The sequence below is a fragment of the Streptomyces sp. NPDC046379 genome (assembly GCF_055587785.1).
This window is the reverse complement of record NZ_JBVJFP010000024.1, coordinates 15,333-40,902: the sequence shown is the minus strand read 5'-3', so window position 1 is coordinate 40,902 and position 25,570 is coordinate 15,333. Positions and strand designations below refer to the sequence as shown.

Below are 25,570 nucleotides of genomic sequence, written 5' to 3'. Positions count from 1 at the left end.
GTGAGCACCCCCGACCTTCCCCTCGTCCCGGCCGGCGGCTGCGGCGACGGCTGCGCCTGCGGCGCGGACACCGACGAAGAGGCGTACCTGGAGTGCGGTCTCGACCCCGCGCTCGCCGAACTCCTGGCGGAGGCCGGGCTCGACCCGGTCGAGGTCGAGGACATCGCCAACGTCGCCATCCAGGAGGACCTGGCCGGCGGCGTGGACGTGACCACCGTCGCGACCATCCCCGAGGACGCCGTCGCCACCGCCGACTTCGTCGCGCGCGAGGCGGGCGTCGTGGCGGGCCTGCGGGTCGCCGAGGCGGTCGTGTCGATCGTCTGCGAGGACGAGTTCGAGGTCGAGCGGCACGTCGAGGACGGCGACCGGGTGGCCGCGGGCCAGAAACTGCTCTCGGTCACCACCCGCACCCGCGACCTGCTCACCGCCGAGCGCAGCGCGCTGAACCTGCTGTGCCGGCTGTCGGGCATCGCGACCGCCACGCGCGCGTGGGCGGACGTTCTCGAGGGCGCCAAGGCGCAGGTCCGCGACACCCGCAAGACGACGCCGGGCCTGCGCTCGCTGGAGAAGTTCGCGGTGCGCTGCGGCGGCGGCGTCAACCACCGCATGTCGCTGTCCGACGCGGCCCTCGTCAAGGACAACCACGTCGTCGCCGCGGGCGGCGTCGCCCAGGCCTTCCGGGCCGTGCGGGAGGCCTTCCCGGACGTGCCGATCGAGGTCGAGGTCGACACGCTGCACCAGCTGCGCGAGGTCGTCGACGCGGGCGCCGACCTGATCCTGCTGGACAACTTCACGCCCGGCGAGTGCGAGGAGGCGGTCGCCCTCGTCCACGGGCGCGCGGCGCTGGAGGCGTCCGGGCGGCTGACCCTGGAGAACGCCAGGGCCTACGCGGACACCGGCGTCGACTACCTCGCCGTGGGCGCCCTCACCCACTCCTCGCCGATCCTGGACATCGGCCTGGACCTGCGAGCGGCGGAGTAGGGAGCGCGACCGGCCATGCTGCTGACGATCGACGTAGGCAACACGCACACCGTCCTGGGCCTGTTCGACGGGGAGGACATCGTCGAGCACTGGCGCATCTCCACGGACGCCCGCCGCACGGCCGACGAGCTGGCCGTCCTGCTCCAGGGCCTGATGGGGATGCACCCGCTGCTCGGCGACGAGCTGGGCGACGGCATCGACGGGATCGCCATCTGCGCGACCGTGCCGTCCGTGCTGCACGAACTGCGGGAGGTGACGCGGCGGTACTACGGCGACGTCCCCGCGGTCCTGGTCGAGCCGGGCGTCAAGACGGGCGTGCCGATCCTGTTCGACAACCCCAAGGAGGTCGGCGCCGACCGGATCATCAACGCGGTGGCGGCCGGCGAGCTGTACGGCGGGCCGGCGATCGTCGTGGACTTCGGCACGGCGACGACGTTCGACGCGGTCAGCGCGCGCGGCGAGTACGTCGGCGGCGTCATCGCCCCCGGCATCGAGATCTCGGTCGAGGCGCTGGGCGTCAAGGCGGCGCAGCTGCGGAAGATCGAGGTCGCCCGGCCGCGCAGCGTGATCGGCAAGAACACGGTGGAGGCGATGCAGGCGGGCATCGTCTACGGCTTCGCCGGCCAGGTCGACGGGGTCGTGAGCCGGATGGCCCGGGAGCTGGCGGACGATCCGGACGACGTGACCGTGATCGCCACGGGCGGGCTGGCGCCGATGGTGCTGGGGGAGTCGTCCGTGATCGACGAGCACGAGCCGTGGCTGACGCTGATCGGGCTGCGGCTGGTGTACGAGCGGAACGTGTCGCGCATGTGAGTGCGCCCTCCGGGCGGGGCCGGTCCCGAGGCCGGGGGTGCGGTCCGTGTGTGGGTGGCGGGTGGCTGGCCGCGCGGTTCTCCGCCCGCCTGTGGGGTGGTTGGTCGCGCAGTCTCCCGCGCGCCCATGGAGTGGCTGGTCGCGCAGGTCCCCGCGCGCCTATGGGATGGCCGGTCGCGGAGTTCCCCGCCCCCCTGGGGGCGTTGCTGTTTGCGGCCTCCATGGGGCGGGGTGGGTTGGTTGCCGGGGTCGTCCGGCGTCTCGGACGACCCGCCGGGCGGGTGGCTCGGGGCGGCACACGACGGGAGTTACGTCGGGTTTGTCCGATTAGCGCGTATCGTCGGCACATGCCCACGCCCTATGGATCCCGCGGCGGCATGGCGTTCGGCGTGGCGGAGCTGCGTGTGCTCCGCCGTGCCCTCGCCCTCGCCCTTCACCCCGGTCAGGCCTCGGCCGAGGACGTCCAGGACTGCCTTCGGCTCGCCGAGTCGCTCGACGAGGCGATGCGCGAGGGCGCCCGCCTGCGGGCCTTCCTCGTGGCGGACCTGGCCCGCTACCGCGCCGCCCTGCCCGGCACCGCCGCCGGGTACCTCGCCCTCCTGGAGGAGGCGCTGAGCGCCGGCCACCGGCCCGTGCCCGACGACCTCGCCGCCCTGCGGGCCCTGCGCGGCAACCCGGCCGCCGCGGCGCTCCTGGACCACTGCCGGACGCTCGCCGAGCAGGACGTGCGCACCCGCCTCGCCGAGAGCGCCGCGCCCGCCCCCGCACGGCTCGTCCCGGCGTCCCGCACCCGCCTCCTCGCCCTTCCCGGCGGCCTCGGCGAGCAGTCCGCGGCCCGGGGTGCGGCGCCGGGCGCGGCCCGGAGCGCGGTCCAGGGCGCGGACCGGGGTGCGTACCGGAGCGAAGCCCCGAGCCGAGCCCCGAGCCGAGCCCTGAGCGGGGTCCTGGGCGCGGGCGACGGGCAGCCCGAGAAGAAGCCGGGCGAAAAGCCCGAGCGGCACGACGCCCCCGCCCGCCCGGCCCCCGCGCAGCCCTCCCGCCGCCCCGTCCCCACCCCGGGCGAGGTCTTCCCCCGCCGCAAACCGCGCCAGCCCGCCGCGAACCCCCCGCAGCAGCTCGCCGCCGGCTGATGTCTACTCTGGAGTCATGGACTACGTCTCCGCGCTCCTGCCCCCGGTCGTGATGGCCGCGTTCTTCATCGGCGTCATCCGCGTCATCGTGAAGACCCAGGGCGGGGCCAACAAGACCAAGGAGGACGCGGCCGTCGACGCCGCGCTCGCCCGCACCGAGGGCGGCTCCGACTGACCTGCCCGCTCCAGGCGGCGTACGGCTCCCGTGCCGGTGGCACGCGTCGAGCCGTACGCCCTTTTTGCGTCCAGGCGGCGGAAATGCCCTGATGCGGCGGGCCGTCGTACGGATCTGCCGCTATTGTGCTGAGTTGTGCCTCGCCCCTTGGGAGAACTCGAAGACGCGGTCATGACGCGGGTGTGGAAGTGGAACCGCCCGGTGACCGTTCGAGAAGTCCTGGAAGATCTCCAGCAGGAACGGTCGATCGCCTACACCACGGTGATGACCGTTTTGGACAATCTCCATCAGAAGGGCTGGGTGCGCCGCGAGGCGGAAGGCCGGGCCTATCGATATGAGGCGGTCTCCACCCGCGCCGCCTACGCCGCCGCCCTCATGAACGACGCCTGGTCGCACAGCGACAACCCCGCCGCCGCCCTCGTCGCCTTCTTCGGCATGATGAGCGAGGAACAGCGCCAGGCCCTGCGGGACGCCATCCGCATCGCCCAGGGCCCGCAAACACCCGAACCCGAACCGCCGCCCGGTCATTCGCGCCCCGATACCGTCGGCGAGAACCCCGGCTCGGCGGCGGAGGACGGCGGGCGATAGCGTCCGCTCATGTCAGCGAAGAGCCCCGAAGTCACCGCTAAAGCCCTCACCGTCCGGCGGGCCCGGACCAGCGATGTCCCGGCCGTCCGTCGACTCCTTGACGCCTACGTCCGCCACGGCATCCTGCTCGACAAAGCGACGGTGACGCTTTACGAGGACATCCAGGAGTTCTGGGTCGCGGAACGCGACGACAACGCCGAGGTCGTCGGCTGCGGCGCGCTCCACGTGATGTGGGAAGACCTGGCGGAAGTCCGCACGCTGGCGGTCAAGCCCGGCCTCAAGGGCGCCGGGGTCGGCCACCGGCTGCTGGAGAAGTTGCTGGAGACCGCGCGCTGGCTCGGTGTTCGCCGGGTTTTCTGCCTGACCTTCGAAGTGGACTTCTTCGGCAGGCACGGCTTCGTGGAGATCGGCGAGACGCCGGTCGACACGGATGTCTACGCCGAGCTGATGCGTTCCTATGACGAGGGAGTCGCGGAGTTCCTCGGTCTCGAACGAGTGAAACCGAACACCTTGGGCAACAGCCGGATGCTTCTGCATCTGTGATCGTCCTCCACCGGTATTCCCGCCCGACCACGCTGCCCAGGTTCCCTATGTCCGAAACGCGTATGTTTCCGGGCGGGACGGCGGAGGTTGGTCTCTGCCGGGGGTTTGTGTTTTCCAGGCAAAAGCGGTTTGCTTTCCGACGTACTGCAGTACTGCATATAACAGGGGGCGGCGAAACGGCGGACGCCGCAGACCCCCGGCCCTCACGTTATCGATGAAAGGAAATCCAGTGGCACAGAAGGTTCAGGTCCTTCTTGTCGACGACCTCGACGGCGGCGAGGCGGACGAGACGGTGACGTTCGCGCTGGACGGTAAGACCTACGAGATCGATCTCACGACGGCCAATGCCGACAAGCTGCGCAGCCTTCTCGACCCCTATGTGAAGGGTGGCCGGCGTACCGGTGGCCGCGCTGCGGGTGGCCGTGGAAAGGCGCGCGCCACGTCCGGCGGCAGCCAGGACACCGCGGCGATCCGCGCCTGGGCGAAGGAGAACGGTTACGAGGTCAACGACCGCGGCCGTGTTCCGGCGTCGATTCGCGAGGCCTACGAGAAGGCCAACGGCTGAGCGCACACGCGCCGCAGCCGCAGCCGGTGGCACTCGGTCGCCACCGTGGCCAGCACTCTCACGAGATCGGGGGCGCCCCCAACGCCCCCCACGGCCGACACCGTCGGCAGCGAGGCCTCGACCTCGCACCCCGGCCCGGGGGGCCGCAGCCATACGGCGGCCCCCTGCTCAGCGCCGGCGCCGAGAGCGCCCCTCGCAGGCGCCTCCATGACGGCCCCCTCGCCCAGCATCCTCAGATCCAGCCCTCCCGCCAGCGGGCCCCACTCCAGCCAGTCCAGCAGCCCGGGCAGCTCCGGAGCGCTGCCGGCCGCCACCAGCACCCGCATCCGGCCCGCCCGCAGGGCCACCGGAGAGGCGGGTCCCAGATGCCGCAGTGCGGCGCGGCCCGCCTGGGCCGGGACGTCCAGCACGTCGAAGCGCACGCCGAGCCGGAGCCGCGGCGGCGTCCCGGGCGCGGTGGGCCAGCCCAGCTCGTCCTCGTACCACCGCCGGACCTCGTCGCCGTCCCGGTCGGGCGCCCGCCGCGGCGGCGGCACGGAAGAGGTCTGCGGGAGAGGGCCGGCCATGCCAGGAGCAACCGCGCGGAAGCCAGGCGGGTTACGCTGAGTGCCGGGTCGAATGCACAGCGTGGCGGGATGGAAGGCGTGCGGGGGTGCGGGGAGGCGCAAGGTTGTTCGCCCGTAGCGGAGGGAACCGGGGTGCGCGGCATGGACTGTCGGTGCCGGCGGGTAAGACATCCCTAGTGGGAGGGGGCGACACGCAGGACAGGACGTCTCACGTTCGCCATCGGCGTACTGGCGATGGGGGTAACTGCCTGGCCTGCGGGAACATCGTCTCGCACCATCGGGTTGGAGCAGATGTCGGCGTTCGGGGTCAGGAGGCCATCGACGGTGTCGGCAGTTGGAATGAGCGGTCCCCGCTTGCGGGACTAAGCTGCGGAAGGACAGGGAGGGGAAGTTCCCCCCACTGCCTGACCGCTCTGAGGAGCGATTAACGATGTTCGAGAGGTTCACCGACCGCGCGCGGCGGGTTGTCGTCCTGGCTCAGGAAGAAGCCCGGATGCTCAACCACAACTACATCGGCACCGAGCACATCCTCCTGGGCCTGATCCACGAGGGTGAGGGTGTCGCCGCCAAGGCCCTTGAGAGCCTCGGGATTTCGCTCGAGGCGGTCCGCCAGCAGGTGGAGGAGATCATCGGGCAGGGGCAGCAGGCCCCGTCCGGGCACATCCCCTTCACCCCCCGTGCCAAGAAGGTCCTGGAGCTGTCGCTCCGCGAGGCCCTTCAGCTGGGCCACAACTACATCGGCACGGAGCACATCCTGCTCGGCCTGATCCGTGAGGGCGAGGGCGTCGCCGCCCAGGTCCTGGTCAAGCTGGGCGCTGATCTGAACCGCGTGCGGCAGCAGGTGATCCAGCTGCTCTCCGGTTACCAGGGCAAGGAGACCGCCACCGCAGGCGGGCCTGCCGAGGGCACGCCCTCGACGTCCCTGGTCCTCGACCAGTTCGGCCGGAACCTCACCCAGGCCGCTCGTGAGTCCAAGCTCGACCCGGTCATCGGGCGCGAGAAGGAGATCGAGCGGGTCATGCAGGTGCTGTCCCGCCGTACCAAGAACAACCCCGTCCTGATCGGTGAGCCCGGCGTCGGCAAGACCGCCGTCGTCGAGGGCCTCGCCCAGGCCATCGTCAAGGGCGAGGTGCCCGAGACCCTCAAGGACAAGCACCTCTACACCCTGGACCTCGGCGCGCTGGTCGCCGGCTCCCGCTACCGCGGTGACTTCGAGGAGCGCCTGAAGAAGGTCCTCAAGGAGATCCGCACCCGCGGCGACATCATCCTGTTCATCGACGAGCTGCACACGCTGGTCGGTGCGGGCGCCGCCGAGGGCGCCATCGACGCCGCCTCGATCCTGAAGCCGATGCTGGCCCGCGGTGAGCTGCAGACCATCGGCGCGACCACGCTGGACGAGTACCGCAAGCACCTGGAGAAGGACGCGGCCCTGGAGCGCCGCTTCCAGCCCATCCAGGTCGCGGAGCCGTCCCTGCCGCACACCATCGAGATCCTCAAGGGCCTGCGCGACCGGTACGAGGCGCACCACCGCGTCTCGATCACCGACGAGGCGCTGGTCCAGGCCGCCACCCTGGCCGACCGGTACATCTCGGACCGCTTCCTGCCGGACAAGGCGATCGACCTGATCGACGAGGCCGGCTCCCGGATGCGCATCCGCCGGATGACCGCGCCGCCGGACCTGCGCGAGTTCGACGAGAAGATCGCCGGCGTCCGCCGGGACAAGGAGTCCGCGATCGACTCGCAGGACTTCGAGAAGGCCGCCTCCCTCCGCGACAAGGAGAAGCAGCTCCTGGCCGCCAAGGCCAAGCGGGAGAAGGAGTGGAAGGCCGGCGACATGGACGTCGTCGCCGAGGTCGACGGCGAGCTGATCGCCGAGGTCCTGGCCACGGCCACCGGCATCCCGGTCTTCAAGCTGACCGAGGAGGAGTCCAGCCGTCTGCTCCGCATGGAGGACGAGCTGCACAAGCGGGTCATCGGCCAGAACGACGCCGTCAAGGCGCTGTCGAAGGCGATCCGCCGTACGCGTGCCGGTCTGAAGGACCCGAAGCGTCCGGGCGGCTCGTTCATCTTCGCCGGCCCCTCCGGCGTCGGTAAGACGGAGCTGTCCAAGGCGCTCGCCGAGTTCCTCTTCGGCGACGAGGACGCGCTGATCTCCCTCGACATGTCGGAGTTCAGCGAGAAGCACACGGTGTCGCGTCTCTTCGGCTCGCCCCCCGGCTACGTGGGCTACGAGGAGGGCGGTCAGCTGACGGAGAAGGTGCGCCGCAAGCCGTTCTCGGTCGTCCTCTTCGACGAGGTCGAGAAGGCCCACCCGGACATCTTCAACTCGCTGCTGCAGATCCTGGAGGACGGCCGCCTGACCGACTCCCAGGGCCGGGTCGTGGACTTCAAGAACACGGTCATCATCATGACGACCAACCTCGGCACCCGGGACATCTCCAAGGGCTTCAACCTCGGCTTCGCCGCCGCGGGCGACACGAAGACCAACTACGAGCGCATGAAGAACAAGGTCTCGGACGAGCTCAAGCAGCACTTCCGGCCCGAGTTCCTCAACCGCGTGGACGACGTGGTGGTCTTCCCGCAGCTGACCCAGGGCGACATCCTGCGGATCGTCGACCTGATGGTCGGCAAGGTGGACGAGCGTCTGAAGGACCGGGACATGGGCATCGAGCTCTCCCAGTCCGCCAAGGAACTGCTGTCCAAGAAGGGCTACGACCCCGTGCTGGGCGCCCGGCCGCTGCGCCGGACCATCCAGCGCGAGATCGAGGACACGCTGTCGGAGAAGATCCTCTTCGGCGAGCTGCGCCCCGGTCACATCGTGGTCGTGGACACCGAGGGCGAGGGCGACGCCCAGACCTTCACCTTCCGCGGCGAGGAGAAGTCGGCCCTGCCCGACGCCCCGCCGATCGAGCAGGCGGCCGGCGGCGCCGGACCGAACCTGAGCAAGGACGTGTAACCGTCCCGGCACACGACAAGGGCCGGCGCCTTCGGGCGCCGGCCCTCATCCTTTCCCGGATGCCGCGCGATTACGACAGCTGGCCGTCGTAGTCCGGCAGCTTGTAGGTCTTCTCGGCGTGGCCGCCCGACAGGTCGGTGGTGTTGTTGCCGATGTTCGCGATGATCGTGTAGCCCTTGGACTCGATCTCCACGCGCTTGGCCGTCTTGTACGCGGCGACGTCCTTGAAGAGGTCGAAGAAGCCGCGGACGTACAGGCCCTCGACCTCGTAGCCGACGCGCTCCAGGTTGTACTCGGTCGGGGCGGCGATGATGCCGGGGCGGGCGGTGACGAAGAAGACGTCGACGCCGCGCTCCTGGGCGTACTCGGCGATCTCCAGGACCGGCCGGTTGGCCGGCTGCGGGTAGCTGAAGCCGAAGTCGGTCTCCAGGGCGGTGTTGTCGATGTCGAGGACGATCGCCTGCTTCTCGCCCGGCTTCGGCTGGGCGATCCGCTGCTCGAGGTACGGCAGCGCCTGGTCCATCACGGCCTGGCAGTCCCGCTGCCAGGTGGCGTAGTCGACGTCCGCGGCGGCGGCCGTCACGGCGGCGGCGGTGGCCGTCGGGGCGCCGGCCGGGGCGGCGGCCTCGGCGGGGGCGGCGAGGGCCACCAGCGCGGCGGCGGAGACGGCGGTGGTGGCGGTTCTGCGGAGCCAGGTGCGGCGTCCCGTCATGGTGGGGGGTTCCTCTCACGTTGGTGCACGGCCATGTGTCGTGTGCATGTTCGTGGGCGAGGGTGGCGTGAGAGGAACCGTAGGGTTACCGGACGGTAGGGTGCTAGAGGCCTGCGTCACACGACTCCGCGGATTCTCTTGATGCTCGGGGCGACGGGCAGGGTCTCGAGGAGACCGTCCGGCAGGGTGTCCGTCTCCGGCGCGAGGACGACGGTGATCGCGCGGACGTTCGGGAACAGCTCCGGGATCCGGCTCAAGTCCTCCGTGCCGAGAACCCTGTTGAGCCGCAGAGCGGTGACGCCGGGCAGCGGAGGGCCGTGCCAGCCCACGGCTTCCCAGTTGATCCGCAGATCCGTCAGCGCGGGCAGGCGGGCGATCTCCTCGTAGTCCCCGGCGGTCAGCTCCGTGAAGAGGCTCGCGAGACTGAGCTGCTTCAGCGACCGGAACCGGTGCAGGCCGCGCAGCCCCGTGAGCCAGACCGCGTTCTTCGTGAGCCGCAGGTAGCGCAGCGGCAGATCGGCGGGGAGCGCCTTGTCGAGGGATTCGCCCTGGAGGGTGAGCCCGATGTCGAGCTGGTCCAAAGTGGCCGACTCGCCGAGCACGGACAGCAGGTCGGGTTCCTGCAGGCCGGGCATGGAGTCCAGGGACAGCCGGGTCAGCGGCAGGTTCGCGAGCGGGGTCAGGTCGCCGACCAGGGGACAGCGGCTGAGATCGAAGTACGTGAGCCGGTGCAGTGGCCTCAGCCAGTCCAGGTCCGTCAGGCGCTCGTTGTTCCGGACGGCGAGTTCGGTCAGCCGTTCGGGGACGAGTCCGGCGACGATGTCGTCCGGATCGATGTCGCCGACCAGCTGGACTCCAGGCCGGCCGCCCAACTCCCGGAGGAAACGCAGTTGTTCCCCCGAGCGGGCGGAGAAGAAGAGGCCGTCCTCACGCAGGTGCGCGACGACGTCCTCGCCGTAGCGGCGGGTCGGGAAGCGGTTCCAGGTCCAGGTGAGCTGGGCGCGCACGTCCAGGGCCGGGTGGGAGCGGAAGCGGGCGAGCACCGGTACGGCCGCGTCCGTGCCGATGAGGGAGGCGGTGACGACGACCGCCCGCGCCTCCTCGACGCTCAGCCCTTCCGGCCCGGGCAGCAGTTCCAGCGCGAGCGGCCCGACGGATGCGAGTGCACGCGCCTCCTCGGTGGTCCGGGGCGGTATCAGCGCCGCCGCGTGCCGCTCGACCTCCGCGCGCACCGCTGGGTCCAGCTCCGTCGCGTGTTCCAGCGCGGCCAGTGCCAGCAGCCGTACGCGGGTGCTCGCGGCGCCCTCCAGCCGGTCCGCCTCTGCGGTGAGGTCCCGCAGCAGCTCGGCGCGTTCGCGGGGCCGGGCGTGCGCCACCGCCAGCCGGACGACGTCCGCCCACTGCTCGTCCGCCGCGCCCCGCACCAGCAGGCCGAAGTCGCCGTCCTCCACGGCGGCCTTCGCGCCCAGGTAGTCCTGGAAGGTGCGGTGCACGAACTCCACGGTCCCGGCGGCCGGTTCGCGCAGCAGGCCGCTGCGGACCAGCAGATGGCCGAGGATCCGGGCGGCGTCGCCCTGCGCCGCGGCGGCCGGGAGCGAGGGCAGGACGTCGGCGACGATGCGCTCGGCGCGGTCGCGGTCCATCTCGGACTGGTTGTTGCGGATCAGCCAGTAGGCGAGCCGCTGGAGCAGCTGGATCTGGGGGAGTTCGGTGAGGCGGACGCCGTCCTCGCCGGGGGCGAACATGTCGCGTTCCTCGTCCCGCCGGGCGAGCAGCATCGACAGGGCGGCGTCGTACAACTCCTGGCGGCCGTGCGGGAGATAGCCGCGCCGGTCGCGGTGCAGGGCGCAGATCAGCCCGCACATCAACGGGTTGGTGGCGAGCCGGCCGAGGTCGGGCTTGGTGCGGACGGCGTCGAGCAGGGAGCGTTCGTAGGCGTCGAGGCGCTCCAGCTCGGGCCCGGAGGCGCCGGCGCGGGCGGCGGTGTGCCAGCGGGCGACGAAGGCGGCCACGTCGTCGTGGCTCATCGGTGTGAGCGCCAGTTCGGCGAATCCCTCGGGGGCCAGCCAGTCCTCCCGTACGGCGGAGGGGCGGGAGGTGACCAGCCACTGGTTGCCGGGATAGACGTCGAGGAGTTCGCGCAGCCAGCGCCGGGTGCGCTCACGCTCGCGTTCGGGGATCTCGTCGATGCCGTCGACGAGCAGGAGTCCGCGGCGGGCGGTGAGGACGCGGTCCGCCCAGCCGTCGGGCTGGCCCGCGTGGAAGGGGACGCGTACGGCGGCGAGGAAGGCGTCGGGGACGGGCAGGCCGTCGGGGCGGCGGATCAGGGTGCGCAGCGGGAGGACGAAGGGGACCCGGTCGCCGCGCTCGCCGCGGGCGGCGGTCACCGCGAGCCACTGCACCAGTGTGGTCTTGCCGGAGCCCGCGACCCCGCGCAGCAGGACCCGGTCGTGGTCGGCGAGGGCCTCCTCGGCGGGCAGCGTCGCCGCGGAGGCGACCCGGGTGCCGTCCGGGCCCCCGACGTGGTCGTCTGCGCCGGGGACGAGGGCCTGGAGGCTCAGATAGGCCGCGTCCAGCGGCCAGCGGTCGGGGGAGTTCGCCAGGTCGATGCCGTAGATCGTCAGCTGGCCGTGCCGGGTGGCGACGTACGACGCGTAGCGCTGCTCGAAGGACGCGTCGGCGTCGCCGGGGCCAGGGGTGCGGGCGATCAGCTCGTCCACCTTGGCGAGCAGTTCGCCCTGGCGCCGGGTCTGCTCCACCAGGGTCCGGGGGACGAAGGCGGAGCGCTGGGTGAAGAAGTGCAGGACGTGCAGGCAGGCGGTGGTCAGCAGGCGGGAGTGGAAGTGGGCGGCGTCGGCGGAGAGGTCGCGCTCGGGGTGCCCGCTCGCGGCGCGCAACCGCGCGGCCAGCCTCTCGTGGCCCAGCTCCACGGCCTGTACGTCGGTCATGTCCAGGTCGCCGAGGGCGTAGAGGGTGTCGGCCAGCGCGTGGACGACGGCCTCCTCCTCGCCCTCGGGCAACGGGCGCTCGCCGGGGCTCTTGAGGGCGCGGCGGACCAGTTCGGCGGCCAGCCCGGTCACGTCGGCACGGTCCAGCCGCCGTTTCTCCCCTTTGAAGGACACGTACCCCGAGATCCGCACGGGCCGGTCCACCAGGCCGGCGCCCGCTCCCTCGCTCACGAACAGCTTGCGCACCAGCGGCGCCGCCGCCGCGGACGCCAGTCGCACACCGATGGCCGTCGGCTCCACCGGACTCCCCCTCCACCCCGTTCGAGCTGCGGGGGAAGCGTAGCCCGCGTCACATTCCGGGGTCGTCCGATCCGGTCGGCCGGTGACATGGCGCACAGGACCTGCGTCACTTACTAGACGGAATAGTGGAGAGCCCTCTGGGGCAAAACGGACATCTCTTCCATCTGGTAGGGATCGACGCCCTGATTTCGCGGTTTCCGTCCGGAATGGCGGCTATGTCAACATCATCAGGTTTGATGGGGAACTACTAGACAACGTCGTAGGTCACACGTTTTGGGATGAGGTGTCCCGGGGGTTACCAAGGGATGGCCAGCCGGGCGGACGTCCTGTTCGCCGGGTGGTTCTCACCGTCCCCAAGCCACGAGGTTCCCTATGTCTACGCGTGTCACGTCCCTTTCCACCCGTACGTCGCTGCTCCGCACCCGCGCGGCCGTACTGGCCGCCGGTCTGGGCGCCTCCGCCGTACTGGGCGCCGGGGTCGCGGCCGCCGCCAACACCACCGCCACCACGGCCACCACCGCCACGTCGGGCGTCGCCGGCGCCGTCAAGGCGCAGGCCGCGGCCCAGGCGAAGGCGGCGCAGGCGAAGGTCGCCAAGGCCAAGGCCGTCAAGGCGAAGACGGCGAAGGCCGCCGCCGCCAACACCAAGGCCACGGCCAAGAAGGCGCCCGCCAAGAAGGCCGCCTCCTGGGTCGACCCGGTGACGTCCTACAAGCTGAGCGCCAGCTACGCGCAGGCCGGCGGCATGTGGCAGTCCACCCACAGCGGCCAGGACTTCGCCGTGCCGACCGGCACCAAGGTCGTCGCCATCCACGGCGGCACCGTCGTCAAGGCCGGCGGCAACGGCGCCGGCGACGGTCCCGCGTACGGCAACGCGGTGGTCGTCAAGCACGGCAACGGGACCTACTCGCAGTACGCGCACCTCTCGCGCGTCGACGTCAAGGTCGGTCAAATCGTCAAGACCGGCCAGCGCATCGCCCTGTCCGGCAACACCGGCAACTCCAGCGGTCCGCACCTGCACTTCGAGATCCGTACGACCGCCAACTACGGCACCGCGGTCGACCCGGTGAAGTTCCTGCGCGGCAAGGGCGTCACCCTCTGACCGGAACCGGATGACCGGGCGTGACGGTGATCAGGCGTGACGGTGCGCCTGGGTCACCATGTCGAAGGCGACCTCGAGGACGGCCCTGCGCTTGTCCTCGAGGTCGCCTTCGAGGTCCTGGGCCCAGTACATGCCGGCGTGCATCGTGACGATCGCGCTGACGCAGCGCACCTGGTCGGTCAGGGAGGCGTCCGGGTCGACGAGGATGCCGAGCAGCCCGCTCATGCGCTCCTTGAAGGCGTCGCCGATGCGCAGTTCGCGCAGCGTCGCCTGGTTCTCCTGCATGAAGCGGAACAGCGGGGCCGCGTCGGCCAGCAGCGCGCTGTAGCGGTGCAGGATCTCCCGCTTGGTCTCCAGCGTGTGCGGTTGTCCGGCGCCCCACGCGATCAGGTCCTCGATCGGCTTCGTCAGGTCCGCGAAGACGCTGACGATGATCTCTTCCTTCGTCTTGAAGTGGTAGTAGAGCGCGGCCTTGGTGACGTCGAGGCGCTCGGCGATCTCGCGCAGGGACGTCTTCTCGTAGCCCTGCTCGGCGAAGAGTCCGAGGGCCACGTCCTGGATGCGCTGACGGGTGTCCCCGCGGCGCCGCTGTCTGGCGCCCTCGCCCGTGGTGCCGCCCATGCTCAGACCCTTCGTCTCCTCGCGTGTCCGGAACGTCGTCCGTCCACGGCGCTTCGTCCGTCCAGAACTCCGTCCGTCAGATCTTCGCCTGACCGGATCTGCGTCTCACCGCATACGCAGTCTCACCACATACTTACTTGACGACCGGCAAGTTACGCCCCTAGCTTCCATGAGTGTAGTCAACTAGCCGGTCGGCAAGTCAGTAGCAGGGGGCGGGGAAAGTCGTGGCGCAGATATCGACGGGTGCGGAGCACCCCGACGACACCGGGAAACGGCCGAGGAGCGTGCGGGTCGTCCTGCTCGCCCTGATGATCGCGATGATGCTCGCGATGCTCGACAACATGATCATCGGCACCGCGATGCCGACGATCGTCGGCGAACTGGGCGGTCTGGAGCATCTGTCCTGGGTGGTCACCTCCTACACCCTCGCCACCGCCGCCTCCACCCCGATCTGGGGCAAGCTCGGCGACCTGTACGGGCGCAAGGGCGCCTTCCTGAACTCCATCGTGATCTTCCTGGCCGGCTCCGTGCTCAGCGGCATGGCCCAGGACATGGGCCAGCTGATCGCCTTCCGCGCGGTGCAGGGCCTCGGCGCGGGCGGTCTGATGGTCGGCGTGATGGCGATCATCGGCGATCTGGTGCCGCCCCGGGAGCGCGGCAAGTACCAGGGCATGATGGCCGGCGTCATGGCGCTGGCCATGATCGGCGGCCCGCTGGTCGGCGGCACCATCACCGACCACTGGGGCTGGCGCTGGACCTTCTACATCAACCTGCCGCTCGGCGCGATCGCGCTGGCCGCCGTCAGCGCGGTGCTGCACCTGCCGAAGAAGCGGTCGCAGGCCCGGATCGACTACCCCGGCGCCGTGCTGCTCACCATCGGCATCACCGCGATCGTGCTCGTCACCACCTGGGGCGGCACCGAGTACGCCTGGACGTCCGCGCTGATCATGGAACTGACCGGCATCGGCGTCGCCGCGCTCGCCGGGTTCGTGTACTGGCAGACCAGGGCCCCCGAGCCGATCCTGCCGCTGCACATCTTCCGCAGCCGCAACTTCACCCTCATGTCGGTCATCGGCTTCATCACCGGCTTCGTGATGTTCGGCGCGACGCTCTTCCTGCCGTTCTACCAGCAGTCGGTGCAGGGCGCGTCCGCGACCAACTCCGGGCTGCTGCTCCTGCCGATGCTCGGCGCGATGCTGGTGACCTCGATGGTCGCCGGACGTGTGACCACGCAGACCGGCCGGTACAAGATCTTCCCGCTGGCGGGCGGCGCGCTGCTGGTGCTCGGGCTGTATCTGCTCTCCCTGATGGACACGGAGACCTCGCGGCTCACCTCCGGTGTGTACATGGCCGTGGTCGGCCTCGGCATGGGCTGTCTGATGCAGATCACGATGCTGGTCGCGCAGAACAGCGTCGAGATGAAGGACATGGGCGTCGCCTCCTCCTCCGCGACCCTCTTCCGCACCCTCGGCTCCTCCTTCGGCGTGGCGATCATGGGCGCGCTGTTCAACCACCGCGTCCAGGAGGTCATGGCCGAGCGGGCGGGGGCGCTGGGCTCCCGGCTCACCGAGCAGTCCGCCCAGGTCGACGCGGCAGGCCTCGCCAAGCTCCCGGCCGACGTGCGGGAGGCGTACCAGCACGCGGTCACCGCGGGCACGCACGGGGCCTTCCTGCTGGGCGCGGCGGTGGCGCTGCTCGCGCTGATCGCGGCGGTCTTCGTGAAGGAGGTCCCGCTCAAGGGGGCCGGCCCGGCCGGGCCGCGGCCGGCCGAGGACGACGCGCCGACGAAGCCGTCCGTGGCCGAGGCGGTGTGAGCGGAGGCGGTTCGGGCCGAGGCGGTGGGAACGGAGGCGGGCCATTCGGCGTGGGCGCAGGCGGTGCGGGCCGAGGCGGGCCAGTCGGTGTGGGCCGAGGCGGTGTCAGCGGAGGCGGGAGCCGGGGCCCGGTGTCAGTGGCGCGTGCCACCATCGGGCCATGGACAAGATGCGCCGGCTGCGGCTGGCGAAGGACGCCATGGACCGCGACTGGGCCGACCCCGGCCTCGACCTCGACGCGGTGGCCGCCCACGCCGGCTACTCGCGCTTCCACTTCCTGCGCGCCTTCAAGGAGGCGTACGGCGAGACGCCCGGCCAATACCTCACCCACCGCCGTATCGAGCGGGCCGAGGAACTGCTGCGCGGCGCCGACCTCAGTGTGACCGAGATCTGCCACCTGGTCGGCTTCAGCAGCCTCGGCACCTTCTCCGCCCGCTTCCGGACCCGCACCGGCCTCTCCCCGAGCGCGTACCGCGCCGCGCACGTCCGGGCCGGCGCGTCCCTCATACCCGGCTGCTACGCGATGCTCTGGGCCGGCGGCTTCCCGCGCCGCACCGCCGAAGACGGCTCGCGCCGCAATTCCGAAGAAGCGCGCCGACCGCCTCCGTGCCTACGGTGACGAGCAGGGGAACAGCACAGCACCCGCATGTGCGTCCGCGTTCGTCGGCGACGGGAGACACCGCCATGATCACAGGCCTGGGCATCGCCACCGTATGGACCTTCGACCAGCAGCGCACCAAGGCGTTCTTCACCGAGAAACTCGGCTTCGAGGTGCGCAGCGAGGTGCCCCTGGGCGACATGCGCTGGGTCACCGTCGCGGCGAAGGGGCAGCCGGACGTCGAGCTGGCGCTGATGAGCCTGGACGGCCCCGGCCTGGACGCCGAGTCCGCCGAGGCGCTGAAGAAGCTGGTCGCCAAGGGCGTCATCGGCGCGGGCGCGTTCCGCACGGACGACTGCCGGGGGGACTACGAGACGTTCCGCGCCCGGGGCGTGGAGTTCCTCCAGGAGCCGCAGGAGCGGCCGTACGGCGTCGAGGCGATCTTCCGCGACGACAACGGCAACTGGTACTCGCTGACCGAGCGGAGCGAGCAGCTGGACTTCTCCAAGGACTTCGGCTGCTGAGCGCCGACCCGCCCCGGCGTGCGGGCTGCCCCGAGGGCTCGGGCTGCTCTCGGCGTCCGGGCTGAGGGCAGCACTCGGCGTCGGGGGCCGTCAACGTACGGCCGGCCCCTCTCAGCGTCCGCGCAGCGCCGGAAAGCTCCCGGTGTTCGTCGGCGCGTGCTCCGGCAGCCACAGCAGCGCCACCGCGCCCTCGGCCGGCGCGTCCGCGGGCGCGCCCGGCGGGCGAACGTTGCGGAAGGTGAGCCGCGCCCCCATCACCCGCGCCTGACCGGCCGCGATGGTCAGGCCCAGGCCGTGCCCCTGCCCGGCGCGGTCCCGGCTGCCGGTGCGGAAGCGGCTCGGGCCCTCGGCGAGCAGGTCCTCCGGGAACCCGGGGCCGTGGTCGCGGATCCGGATCACCCGGCCCTCGACGGTGACCTCGACCGGCGGCCTGCCGTGCCGGGCCGCGTTGGCGAGCAGGTTGAACAGCACCCGTTCGAGGCGCCGCGGGTCGGTCGTCACCTCGGACTCGTGCACGACGTCCACCACGATGTCCGGGTCCTTCACCGCCACCCGCCGGGCCACGAACTCGCCCAGCATCAGATCCTGCAGCTCCGCCCGCTCCGAGGCGCCGTCCAGCCGGGCCACCTCCAGCACGTCCTCCACCAGCGTGCGCATGGCCTTGGCCCGGTCCAGCACCAGCTCGGTCGGGCGGCCCGGCGGCAACAGCTCGGCCGCCGTGAGCAGCCCGGTGACCGGGGTGCGCAGCTCGTGCGCGATGTCGGCGGTGACCCGGCGCTCGGCCTCCAGCCGCTGCTGCAGCGCGTCCGCCATCGCGTCGACGGCCCGCGCCAGGTCGTCGGTCTCGTCGCGGACCACCCCGCCGATGGCCTCCCGCACCCGCACCTGCGGCTCCCCCCTGGCGACCCGGTTCGCGGCGGCGGCGGCCTTGCGCAGACGCCGCGACAGCTGCCCGCCGATCAGCACGCCGAGCGCGCTGCCCCCGAGCACGGCCGCGGTGGAGCCGATGACCAGCGCCTGGTCCAGGTCCTTGAGGATGTCGGTGCTGCGGTCGGTGAACCCGGTGTGCAGGGACATCACCCGCCCGTCCTTGAGCGGCACGGCGGCCCAGATGTCCGGCGGCCCGCCCGGCGAGTCGGCCACGAACGTCGCCCTGCGCCCCGCCTCCACCTTGCGCCGCAGCTCGGCGGGGAGCCGGGGGTCGTCGATGCGGACGCCCGGGAAGTTCGGCCGCCCGGACAGCTCGTGGTTGCGCTGCGCGATCTGCACCCGCTCGTCCGCGAGGTCACGGGCGTTGTCCAGCATCGAGACGCGGGCCGCGTTGTGCACGACCAGACTGAGCGCGACCGCGACCAGCGCGCCGACCAGCGCGATCGCCGCGCTCAGCTTCCATCTGAGCCCCGTGCGCAGGTCCGCGCGCTCCACGCGCGCCGGTATCAGCCGGCGGACCGTCCCCCACATCTCAGCCCTTGAGTTTGTAGCCGAAGCCCCGGACCGTCTCGATCCGGTCCTGTCCGATCTTGGTCCGCAGCCGCTGCACATGGACGTCGACCACGCGTGTGTCCCCGCCCCAGCCGTAGTCCCAGACGCGCTCCAGCAGCCTGTCACGGGAGAGCACCGTGCCCGGCGCCGAGGAGAACTCCAGCAGCAGCCGCATCTCGGTCGGGGTGAGCGCCACCGGCAGGCCGGCCCGGCGCACCTCCATGCCCTCGGTGTCGACCTCCAGATCGCCGAAGGTCAGCGGCCCCTCGACCGCCCCGGCCGCCTGCCGTTCGCCCCGGCCGCCGCTCGCGTGCCCGAAGCGGCGCAGCACCGCGCGGATCCGGGCGACCAGCACCGCACCGTCGAACGGCTTGGTCACGTAGTCGTCGGCCCCCGCCTCCAGACCCAGCACCACGTCGATGGCGTCGGCCCGAGCCGACAGCATGATCACCGGCACCGTCGACTCGTCCCGGATCCGCCGGCACAGGCTGACCCCGTCGAGGCCGGGGACCATGACGTCCAGCAGCGCGATGTCGGGCCGGTTCGCGCGGAACGCCTCCAGACCGGACAGCCCGTCGGGCATGGCGGTGACCGCGAAGCCGTCCCGCTCCAGGGCGAGCTGGGTGGCCTCGCGGATGACGTCGTCGTCCTCGACGAACAGAACGTGGGTCTGGTCTGCCATCCGGGTGCTCTCAGTCCTTGACCGTCGGGTGCCGTCAGTGCCGTCAACTGTTCTCGGGTGCCGTCGGCCGCTCTCCTGGGGCCGCCAGCCGCTTTCCGGTGCCGTCGGCCGCTCTCCTGGGGCCGTCAGCCGCTTTCCGGTGCCGTCAGCCGCTCTCGGGGGGCGCGGGCGGCTCGCCCCCGACGACCGTGCTGTAGTCGTTGTGGGTGCGGAACTCCTCGGTGAACCGGCCGGCGTTCCAGCGGTAGGTGATCACGTTCTCCCCGGACGGACTCGACACCGGGTCGCCCTTCTCGTACACCTGCTTGGTCACGACCAGGTCCCCGCGGTCGATCTCCGCGTAGACGGGCGGCTCCTCCGCGCGGAAGACGTTGCGGTGGACGCCGTCCTCGTCGCGGTAGACGTACGTGCCGATGCCGACGACGTCACTGCACGTCACCACGTTGACGACGACGTCGTCGGCCGGGCCCCCGGTGAGGTTGCCGTAGGAGAGGTCGACCGGGTACTCGTCGCCGTAGCAGGGCGTCAGGCCGCGCTTGACGGCCGCGGAGACGGCCGGGTCGGCCCTGAGGAGTTCCACCGCGGCGGCACGGTCCAGCGCCCGGGGCCGGGTCGTGGCCGAGGCGGCGGAGGTGACGCCGGCGCCGCCGAACGCGTCGGCGTGCGCCGGGCCCTCGTCGCGTGCGCCGGTGCCGCCGGCCGCGCACGCGGTGAGCGCGAGGGCGAGGGCGGCGCACCCGGCGACCGCCGGGGACGCCACCGGGAAGCGGGCTCGGGCAGGTCTGGCTTCTGGGCCGGTCAGGCCGCGCAACGCTCCCGCTCCTCACGCTTCGGCGCGCGTGCGTCCAGATCGCGGGCCTGGAGCTCCTCGCGGAGCCGTGCGAGCGCCCGGTGCAGCGTGCTCTTGACCGTTCCGGCCGACATGCCGAGGGCGGCGGCCGTCTCCTCCGTGGACATCTGCTCCCAGTGTCGCAGCACCACCACGCTGCGCTGCTTCGGGGCGAGCACCTTCAGGACGTCCATCAGCAGGGCGCGGTCGGCGTGCTGCTCGGTGGAGTCCGCCACGGACGCGTCCGGGAGCTGCTCGGTGGGCACCTCCTCCAGCTTCCGCGCCCGCCACCACTCGGTCCGCGTGTTGATCATCACCCGGCGCAGATAGGCGTCCGCCAGCCGCTTGTCGGCGATGCCGTCCCAGCGGCCGTACGTCCGCGCCAGCGCGGTCTGGAGCAGGTCCTGGGCGTCGACCGGGTCCGGCACCAGACGCCGGGCGCTGCGCAACAGCGCGTCCTGCCGGGTGCGGACGTACTCCTCGAACTCGAGCACCTCGCCCTGCGTCATGATCAACCGCCTCCGTCCCCGTTGTCCCCTCGGCACAGCAGCCCTCGCGGGCTCAGGGACGAACCTACGGACGACCTGTCACGAGGCTGTGCGCGCGAGCCTGCGGAGAGCGCTCGACTGTCCGTCGGTTGTGTAACAGCAAGCGGAACGAGGCGGCGTCATGCGGTGATTGACGCCGTTTTGGGGTAACCGTCCGTACGTCAGCTCAGTGGCAGCCGGTACATCCCGTCCGGCAGCGGCTCCACCAGGCCGTCCGCGACCAGGCCGTCCAGGGCGCGGGCGCGCTGCACCGGCTCGTGCCACACCCGGTCCAGCGCGGCCTGCGGGACCGGGGCGTGCGCCTCGCGCAGGACGGCGAGCAGCTTGCCGCGCACCTGGCGGTCGGTGCCGGCGTACGTCTGTCCGCGCCGCGGCGGCCCGTCGTGCTCGGGCTTGCCGGCCAGCCGCCACACGCAGCGGTCGGCGATCGGGCAGCGATGGCACGTCTCGTTCCTGGCCGTGCACACCAGCGCGCCCAGCTCCATGGAGGCGGCGGCCCAGCGGGCGGCGACCGTCTCGTCCTCGGGCAGCAGCGCGCGGGCGAGCCGGCGTTCGGCGGCGGTGGTGGCGTTCGGCGGGTACTGCACACCGGTCACGGCACGCGCCAGCACCCGGCGCACGTTGGTGTCCAGGACCGCGTGCCGCTGCCCGTACGCGAACGACGCCACGGCCGCCGCCGTGTACTCGCCGATGCCGGGAAGCGCGAGCAACTGGGCGTGGTCGGTGGGCACGTCGCCGCCGTGCCGTTCCGTTATGGCGACCGCCGCCCCGTGCAGCCGCAGCGCGCGGCGCGGATAGCCGAGCCGTCCCCAGGCGCGGACGGCCTCGCCGGGCGCCTCCTTGGCGAGGTCGGCGGGGCGGGGCCAGCGGGCCAGCCACTGCTCGTAGACCGGCAGTACGCGGTTCACCGGGGTCTGCTGGAGCATGAACTCGCTCACCATCACGCCCCACGCGCCCGCCTCCGGGTGCCGCCAGGGCAGGTCGCGCGCGTGCTCGTCGAACCAGGCGATGACGGGGGAGTGCAGGTCGACGGGGGAGTGCGGGTCCGCGCCGCGGGGCGGGCCGGCGGCGCAGGGGGCGGCCTGCGGGGGCGTGGGGGCGGGCGGGGGCGTGGGCTTCGTGGGCGCAGTCATGGCGGTTCCGATCCTGCCACGTCGCCCGCCGCGGACCGCGGTACGGCGGGGTGGGGCGGGTCGGGGCGACGCGGCGGTGGTGCCCCACGGCTGTGAACTCGCGCTCCCGCAGGGCGCGTTTCCGAGATGATGATCCGGAAAAGATGCGTGTGTGGCGGCGGGTGACGCCGGTGAACGCACCGATCTCTCGTACAGTTTGCGCCGTGGGATCTCTGCGCAATCCGGTCGGGCCGCTTCCCTCCTCCATCTACTGGCGACGGAGGGCCGTTCTGCTGTCCGTGTTGGCCCTCATGGCCTTGCTGATCGCCTGGGTGCTCACCTCGGGCGGCGGGGGCGGCGACAACGGCGCCGACGGGTCGAACGGCAAGAATCCCGCTTCCTCGATCACGCCGGGGCCGTCCGGTTCGGGTCCCGCGATCAGCGAGGCGCCGGGCGGGCGGGACGAGTCCGGCGACGGGGACACGGCGGGCCCGGGCGGTACGCCGAGCGCCGGTGACGGCGGCCCGGGGTCGGGCGACGGCTCCGGTGACGGCTCGGGGTCCGGGTCCGGGTCCGCGGACGGTTCCGGGGCGGGCGGCGCCGGTGGCTCGGGCGGCGGCTCGGCGGCCGGGGCTTCGGGCGGCGCCGTCGGCACGGGCGACACCCTGCCGGCCGGCTCCTCGCTGCCCGACTGCACGGCGAACGCGGTGAAGCTGACCCTGCGCAGCGTGCGCAACTCCTACTCGCCCGACCAGACGCCCGCGTTCCGGCTGACGGCGCGGAACACCTCCGGCGGCGACTGCAAGGTCGATCTCGGCCCGAAGGCAACGGTCCTGACGGTCTCTCAGGCCACGAGCGAGGACACCTACTGGTCGTCCGCCCACTGCCCCGAGGGCCCGGGCAGCCTGGTCTACCGGGTGCCGGCTGGCAGCAGCATCACCTACACCGTGGAGTGGGACCGCAGGCCGAGCGCCCCGCACTGCGCGACGCCGTCGGCCGGGTCGGCCGCCGCGGGCACGTACCTGGTGGAGGCGAAGCCGGCCGGGTTCGCCAAGGTCCGGACGTCGTTCGTGCTCGACGCCGACTGACGCCCGGCCTGCGCGACCGACGCCCGATGTGCGCGGCTGACGGCGACCGGCTCGGCCGGCCGGGCCGCGGGCCGTCCCCGGGTGTACGGGGCTGAAGGACGTACGGCGCCTGCGCGCCGCCGTGCGGGGCCGTCCTCGGGTGTTCCGCTCAGCGAGGTCCGTCGTCCCAGGCGTCCGGCGCAGGCGTCCCGCCCGGACAGCACCCGGGCGCCCGCCCGGACCGGGCTCGGGCGCCCGCCCGGACCGGGGTCAGGCGCCCCACCCGGACGTACGTCTCAGACGTACCGTTCCAGGATCGACGACTCCGCCAGGCGGGACAGGCCCTCGCGGACGCTGCGGGCCCGGGCCTCGCCCACGCCGTCCACCGCCTGGAGATCGTCCACGCTCGCGGCGAGCAGCTTCTGGAGCCCGCCGAAGTGCTCCACGAGACGGTCGATGATCGCGCCGGGCAGCCGCGGCACCTTGGCCAGCAGCCGGAAGCCGCGCGGCGACACCGCCGAGTCCAGCGCCTCGGGCGAGCCGGTGTACCCCAACGCCTTCGCCACCGTGGACAGTTCCAGCAGCTCGGCGTGGGAGAGGGCGTCCAGCTCGGCCAGCGCCTCGTCCACCGTGCGCGAGCGCTTGGCGGTGGGCTCGGGGACGTAGTCGCGGACGACCAGCTCGCGCTCGGGCTCGACGCCGGCGATCAACTCGTCCAGCTGAAGGGCCAGCAGCCGCCCGTCGGTGCCCAGTTCGACCACGTATTCGGCGATTTCGGTGGCGATGCGGCGGACCATCTCCAGGCGCTGCGCCACCGCCGACACGTCCCGGACCGTGACCAGGTCCTCGATCTCCAGCGCCGACAGGGTGCCCGCGACCTCGTCCAGCCGGAGCTTGTAGCGCTCCAGGGTCGCCAGGGCCTGGTTGGCGCGGGACAGGATCGCCGCCGAGTCCTCCAGGACGCGGCGCTGGCCGTCGACGTACAGGGCGATCAGCCGCATCGACTGGGAGACGGAGACCACCGGGTAGCCGACCTGCTTGCTGACGCGGTCCGCCGTGCGGTGCCGGGTGCCGGTCTCCTCCGTGGGGATCGTCGCGTCGGGCACGAACTGCACGCCCGCGCGGAGGATCTTCGACAGGTCGGAGGAGAGCACGATGCCGCCGTCCAGCTTGCACAGTTCGCGCAGCCGGGTCGCGGTGAACTCGACGTCCAGGACGAAACCGCCCGTGCACATGGCCTCGACGGTCTTGTCGGAGCCGAGCACGATCAGCCCGCCCGTGTTGCCGCGCAGGACCCGCTCCAGGCCGTCGCGCAGGGCCGTACCCGGCGCCACGGCGCTCAGCGAGGCGCGCATCAGGCCATCGGAACCGGCACTCCCACCGGACTTTCCGGGAGCTGCTGCCCGGTCGTTGGCTGCCACTGCACTCCTCCGGTCGCAGGTTCTGTGACGCTCCCGTGTCGCGCACTCGGTCGTACGGACGGGCGAGACCAGGGCAAAGTCTACCGGCGGTCCTCCTCCTCCCGTGGGGCGTCTCGGCGACGCGAGCGCGGCAGCACCCTCAGCGCGTCCCCCATGTCCGCGACTTCCAGGACCTTCATCCCGGCCGGAACCTTGCCCGGATCGCCCGGAACGAGGGCGTGCGTGAAGCCCAGACGGTGCGCCTCGGCGAGCCTGCGCTGCACGCCCGTGACCCGTCTGACCTCGCCCGCGAGGCCCACCTCGCCGATCGCGACGAGGTTCTTCGGCAACGGGGTGTCGCTGGCCGCGGAGGCCAGCGCGAGGGCGATGGCCAGATCCGCCGCCGGCTCGGACAGCTTCACGCCGCCGACCGTCGCGGAGTAGATGTCCCGCTTGCCCAGGGCGCTGATCCGGCCGCGCTGCTCCAGCACCGCCAGCATCATCGACACCCGGGACGTCTCCAGCCCGGACGTGGTGCGGCGCGGGGAGGGGATCTGGGAGTCGACGGTGAGCGCCTGCACCTCGGCCACCAGCGGGCGGCGGCCCTCCAGGGTGACGGTCAGACAGGTCCCGGGTACGGGCTCGGCGCGCCGGGTCAGGAACAGCCCGCTCGGGTCGGCGAGGCCCGTGATGCCCTCGTCGTGCAGCTCGAAGCAGCCGACCTCGTCCGTCGTGCCGTACCGGTTCTTGACGCCGCGCACCAGACGCAGCCGGGCGTGCCGGTCGCCCTCGAAGTGCAGCACCACGTCCACCAGGTGCTCCAGCAGGCGCGGGCCGGCGATCGCGCCGTCCTTGGTGACGTGGCCCACCAGCAGGGTCGACATGCCGCGCTCCTTGGAGGCCCGGATCAGGGCGCCCGCGACCTCGCGCACCTGCGCCATGCCGCCGGGCGCGCCGTCGATCTCCGGGGACGCGACCGTCTGCACCGAGTCGAGGATCAGCAGCGACGGCCGTACCGCGTCCAAGTGGCCGAGCACGGCGGCCAGGTCGGTCTCCGCGGCGAGATACAGGTGGTCGTCGATGGCGTGGATGCGGTCGGCGCGCAGCCGGACCTGGCTCGCCGACTCCTCGCCCGTCACATAGAGCGTGCGGTGCTGCTCGCTCGCCGACTTCGCCGCCACGTCCAGCAGCAGGGTCGACTTGCCGACGCCGGGCTCGCCCGCGACGAGCACCACCGCGCCGGGCACCAGGCCGCCCCCGAGGACGCGGTCCAGCTCGGGCACGCCGGTGGTGCGAGCGGTCGCCTGTCTGCCGTCGACCTGGCCGATGGGCAGCGCGGACGTGGTGACGCGCCCCGGCGCCGTGGTCCGCACCGCGGGCGTGCCGTACTCCTCGACCGTCCCCCAGGCCTGGCACTCGGGGCAGCGGCCGAGCCACTTGGCCGTCTGCCAGCCGCACTCGGTGCAGCGGTAGGACGGCCGTTCCTTGGTGGACTTCGTACGGGCAGCCATGGAC

General features: G+C 72.1%; 24 protein-coding genes. 13 read left to right on the top strand and 11 right to left on the bottom strand.

Annotation, left to right across the window (positions count from 1 at the left end; all coding sequences use genetic code 11):
* From nadC to ACZ6KF_RS30630, 7 genes are all read left to right on the top strand, one after another.
* A complete protein-coding gene (gene nadC, locus ACZ6KF_RS30660) occupies positions 1-981 on the top strand; it encodes a carboxylating nicotinate-nucleotide diphosphorylase (RefSeq protein ID WP_469177620.1) in 981 nt (326 codons plus the stop codon).
* Positions 982-996: 15 nt separating this feature from the next.
* A complete protein-coding gene (locus tag ACZ6KF_RS30655; protein ID WP_356634969.1) occupies positions 997-1,794 on the top strand; it encodes a type III pantothenate kinase in 798 nt (265 codons plus the stop codon).
* Positions 1,795-2,171: 377 nt separating this feature from the next.
* Positions 2,172-2,924: a hypothetical protein gene (locus ACZ6KF_RS30650; protein WP_469241366.1), complete on the top strand. Its 753-nt coding sequence runs from the start codon at positions 2,172-2,174 to the stop codon at positions 2,922-2,924.
* A gap of 16 nt (positions 2,925-2,940) precedes the next feature.
* Complete coding sequence (locus ACZ6KF_RS30645) at positions 2,941-3,099, top strand: hypothetical protein (RefSeq protein ID WP_356634967.1); 159 nt, start codon at positions 2,941-2,943, stop codon at positions 3,097-3,099.
* A gap of 147 nt (positions 3,100-3,246) precedes the next feature.
* The gene (locus ACZ6KF_RS30640; RefSeq protein WP_356634965.1) at positions 3,247-3,687 is read left to right on the top strand and encodes a BlaI/MecI/CopY family transcriptional regulator; all 441 of its coding nucleotides are present in this window, start codon (positions 3,247-3,249) and stop codon (positions 3,685-3,687) included.
* Positions 3,688-3,696: 9 nt separating this feature from the next.
* Positions 3,697-4,230, top strand: coding sequence for an amino-acid N-acetyltransferase (locus tag ACZ6KF_RS30635; RefSeq protein WP_356634963.1), 534 nt, complete (start codon positions 3,697-3,699; stop codon positions 4,228-4,230).
* A gap of 229 nt (positions 4,231-4,459) precedes the next feature.
* Complete coding sequence (locus ACZ6KF_RS30630; protein WP_356634961.1) at positions 4,460-4,795, top strand: histone-like nucleoid-structuring protein Lsr2; 336 nt, start codon at positions 4,460-4,462, stop codon at positions 4,793-4,795.
* Here the strand turns inward: ACZ6KF_RS30630 and ACZ6KF_RS30625 are convergent.
* Positions 4,774-5,361 carry an SCO3374 family protein gene (locus tag ACZ6KF_RS30625; protein ID WP_356634959.1) on the bottom strand — a complete coding sequence of 196 codons (588 nt, stop codon included), beginning with the start codon at positions 5,359-5,361 and terminating at the stop codon, positions 4,774-4,776. The genes ACZ6KF_RS30630 and ACZ6KF_RS30625 overlap by 22 nt on opposite strands.
* A gap of 430 nt (positions 5,362-5,791) precedes the next feature.
* On the opposite strand from ACZ6KF_RS30625, the gene ACZ6KF_RS30620 reads away from it, so the two are divergent.
* The gene (locus tag ACZ6KF_RS30620) at positions 5,792-8,317 is read left to right on the top strand and encodes an ATP-dependent Clp protease ATP-binding subunit (protein WP_356634957.1); all 2,526 of its coding nucleotides are present in this window, start codon (positions 5,792-5,794) and stop codon (positions 8,315-8,317) included.
* A gap of 70 nt (positions 8,318-8,387) precedes the next feature.
* On the opposite strand, the gene ACZ6KF_RS30615 is transcribed toward ACZ6KF_RS30620, so the two are convergent.
* Together ACZ6KF_RS30615 and ACZ6KF_RS30610 are read right to left on the bottom strand one after the other, a co-directional pair.
* A complete protein-coding gene (locus ACZ6KF_RS30615; RefSeq protein WP_356634955.1) occupies positions 8,388-9,029 on the bottom strand; it encodes an HAD family acid phosphatase in 642 nt (213 codons plus the stop codon).
* A 116-nt stretch (positions 9,030-9,145) separates the two neighbouring features.
* Positions 9,146-12,277 carry an NACHT domain-containing protein gene (locus ACZ6KF_RS30610; RefSeq protein ID WP_356634953.1) on the bottom strand — a complete coding sequence of 1,044 codons (3,132 nt, stop codon included), beginning with the start codon at positions 12,275-12,277 and terminating at the stop codon, positions 9,146-9,148.
* Between the two features lie 372 nt (positions 12,278-12,649).
* Here ACZ6KF_RS30610 and ACZ6KF_RS30605 point away from each other — a divergent pair, with 372 nt between their 5' ends.
* The gene (locus ACZ6KF_RS30605; protein WP_356634951.1) at positions 12,650-13,378 is read left to right on the top strand and encodes a M23 family metallopeptidase; all 729 of its coding nucleotides are present in this window, start codon (positions 12,650-12,652) and stop codon (positions 13,376-13,378) included.
* A 30-nt stretch (positions 13,379-13,408) separates the two neighbouring features.
* Here ACZ6KF_RS30605 and ACZ6KF_RS30600 read toward each other — a convergent pair whose 3' ends face one another.
* The gene (locus ACZ6KF_RS30600) at positions 13,409-13,999 is read right to left on the bottom strand and encodes a TetR/AcrR family transcriptional regulator (RefSeq protein WP_469241340.1); all 591 of its coding nucleotides are present in this window, start codon (positions 13,997-13,999) and stop codon (positions 13,409-13,411) included.
* Between the two features lie 224 nt (positions 14,000-14,223).
* Here ACZ6KF_RS30600 and ACZ6KF_RS30595 point away from each other — a divergent pair, with 224 nt between their 5' ends.
* From ACZ6KF_RS30595 to ACZ6KF_RS30585, 3 genes are all read left to right on the top strand, one after another.
* Positions 14,224-15,813, top strand: a complete 1,590-nt coding sequence (locus ACZ6KF_RS30595; RefSeq protein WP_469241338.1) for an MDR family MFS transporter — start codon at positions 14,224-14,226, stop codon at positions 15,811-15,813.
* 160 nt (positions 15,814-15,973) lie between these two features.
* The gene (locus ACZ6KF_RS30590; protein WP_469159624.1) at positions 15,974-16,432 is read left to right on the top strand and encodes a helix-turn-helix transcriptional regulator; all 459 of its coding nucleotides are present in this window, start codon (positions 15,974-15,976) and stop codon (positions 16,430-16,432) included.
* 65 nt (positions 16,433-16,497) lie between these two features.
* Entirely contained in the window at positions 16,498-16,935 is a 438-nt protein-coding gene (locus ACZ6KF_RS30585; RefSeq protein WP_356634947.1) for a VOC family protein, read from the top strand.
* A 111-nt stretch (positions 16,936-17,046) separates the two neighbouring features.
* On the opposite strand, the gene cseC is transcribed toward ACZ6KF_RS30585, so the two are convergent.
* The 5 genes from cseC to ACZ6KF_RS30560 all read right to left on the bottom strand — a co-directional run bounded on the left by cseC (position 17,047) and on the right by ACZ6KF_RS30560 (position 21,609).
* A complete protein-coding gene (gene cseC / locus ACZ6KF_RS30580; RefSeq protein ID WP_469241336.1) occupies positions 17,047-18,396 on the bottom strand; it encodes a two-component system sensor histidine kinase CseC in 1,350 nt (449 codons plus the stop codon).
* A 1-nt stretch (position 18,397) separates the two neighbouring features.
* Positions 18,398-19,099: a two-component system response regulator CseB gene (cseB, locus tag ACZ6KF_RS30575; RefSeq protein WP_356634943.1), complete on the bottom strand. Its 702-nt coding sequence runs from the start codon at positions 19,097-19,099 to the stop codon at positions 18,398-18,400.
* A 145-nt stretch (positions 19,100-19,244) separates the two neighbouring features.
* Positions 19,245-19,910, bottom strand: coding sequence for a hypothetical protein (locus ACZ6KF_RS30570; protein ID WP_469241334.1), 666 nt, complete (start codon positions 19,908-19,910; stop codon positions 19,245-19,247).
* Positions 19,898-20,437, bottom strand: a complete 540-nt coding sequence (locus ACZ6KF_RS30565; RefSeq protein WP_356634939.1) for a SigE family RNA polymerase sigma factor — start codon at positions 20,435-20,437, stop codon at positions 19,898-19,900. The genes ACZ6KF_RS30570 and ACZ6KF_RS30565 overlap by 13 nt, the downstream gene beginning before the upstream one ends.
* A gap of 200 nt (positions 20,438-20,637) precedes the next feature.
* Positions 20,638-21,609 carry an HhH-GPD family protein gene (locus tag ACZ6KF_RS30560; protein WP_469241332.1) on the bottom strand — a complete coding sequence of 324 codons (972 nt, stop codon included), beginning with the start codon at positions 21,607-21,609 and terminating at the stop codon, positions 20,638-20,640.
* A 203-nt stretch (positions 21,610-21,812) separates the two neighbouring features.
* On the opposite strand from ACZ6KF_RS30560, the gene ACZ6KF_RS30555 reads away from it, so the two are divergent.
* The gene (locus ACZ6KF_RS30555) at positions 21,813-22,676 is read left to right on the top strand and encodes a hypothetical protein (protein WP_469241330.1); all 864 of its coding nucleotides are present in this window, start codon (positions 21,813-21,815) and stop codon (positions 22,674-22,676) included.
* Between the two features lie 275 nt (positions 22,677-22,951).
* Here the strand turns inward: ACZ6KF_RS30555 and disA are convergent, their stop codons facing one another.
* Positions 22,952-24,076 (bottom strand): DNA integrity scanning diadenylate cyclase DisA, encoded by a 1,125-nt coding sequence (gene disA / locus ACZ6KF_RS30550; protein ID WP_356634933.1) that lies wholly within the window; start codon positions 24,074-24,076, stop codon positions 22,952-22,954.
* Positions 24,077-24,156: 80 nt separating this feature from the next.
* Complete coding sequence (gene radA, locus ACZ6KF_RS30545; RefSeq protein ID WP_356634931.1) at positions 24,157-25,566, bottom strand: DNA repair protein RadA; 1,410 nt, start codon at positions 25,564-25,566, stop codon at positions 24,157-24,159.
* Positions 25,567-25,570: the final 4 nt, after the last annotated feature.

Bases quoted from the DNA above. Each gene is read 5' to 3' on its own strand.
- ACZ6KF_RS30655 (WP_356634969.1), top strand. From the start codon at position 997: ATGCTGCTGACGATCGACGTAGGCAACACGCACACCGTCCTGGGCCTG.
- ACZ6KF_RS30650 (WP_469241366.1), top strand. From the start codon at position 2,172: ATGGCGTTCGGCGTGGCGGAGCTGCGTGTGCTCCGCCGTGCCCTCGCC.
- ACZ6KF_RS30645 (WP_356634967.1), top strand. From the start codon at position 2,941: ATGGACTACGTCTCCGCGCTCCTGCCCCCGGTCGTGATGGCCGCGTTC.
- ACZ6KF_RS30635 (WP_356634963.1), top strand. From the start codon at position 3,697: ATGTCAGCGAAGAGCCCCGAAGTCACCGCTAAAGCCCTCACCGTCCGG.
- ACZ6KF_RS30625 (WP_356634959.1), bottom strand. From the start codon at position 5,361: ATGGCCGGCCCTCTCCCGCAGACCTCTTCCGTGCCGCCGCCGCGGCGG.
- ACZ6KF_RS30620 (WP_356634957.1), top strand. From the start codon at position 5,792: ATGTTCGAGAGGTTCACCGACCGCGCGCGGCGGGTTGTCGTCCTGGCT.
- ACZ6KF_RS30615 (WP_356634955.1), bottom strand. From the start codon at position 9,029: ATGACGGGACGCCGCACCTGGCTCCGCAGAACCGCCACCACCGCCGTC.
- ACZ6KF_RS30605 (WP_356634951.1), top strand. From the start codon at position 12,650: ATGTCTACGCGTGTCACGTCCCTTTCCACCCGTACGTCGCTGCTCCGC.
- ACZ6KF_RS30600 (WP_469241340.1), bottom strand. From the start codon at position 13,999: ATGGGCGGCACCACGGGCGAGGGCGCCAGACAGCGGCGCCGCGGGGAC.
- ACZ6KF_RS30590 (WP_469159624.1), top strand. From the start codon at position 15,974: ATGGACAAGATGCGCCGGCTGCGGCTGGCGAAGGACGCCATGGACCGC.
- ACZ6KF_RS30585 (WP_356634947.1), top strand. From the start codon at position 16,498: ATGATCACAGGCCTGGGCATCGCCACCGTATGGACCTTCGACCAGCAG.
- cseC (WP_469241336.1), bottom strand. From the start codon at position 18,396: ATGTGGGGGACGGTCCGCCGGCTGATACCGGCGCGCGTGGAGCGCGCG.
- cseB (WP_356634943.1), bottom strand. From the start codon at position 19,099: ATGGCAGACCAGACCCACGTTCTGTTCGTCGAGGACGACGACGTCATC.
- ACZ6KF_RS30565 (WP_356634939.1), bottom strand. From the start codon at position 20,437: ATGACGCAGGGCGAGGTGCTCGAGTTCGAGGAGTACGTCCGCACCCGG.
- ACZ6KF_RS30560 (WP_469241332.1), bottom strand. From the start codon at position 21,609: ATGACTGCGCCCACGAAGCCCACGCCCCCGCCCGCCCCCACGCCCCCG.
- radA (WP_356634931.1), bottom strand. From the start codon at position 25,566: ATGGCTGCCCGTACGAAGTCCACCAAGGAACGGCCGTCCTACCGCTGC.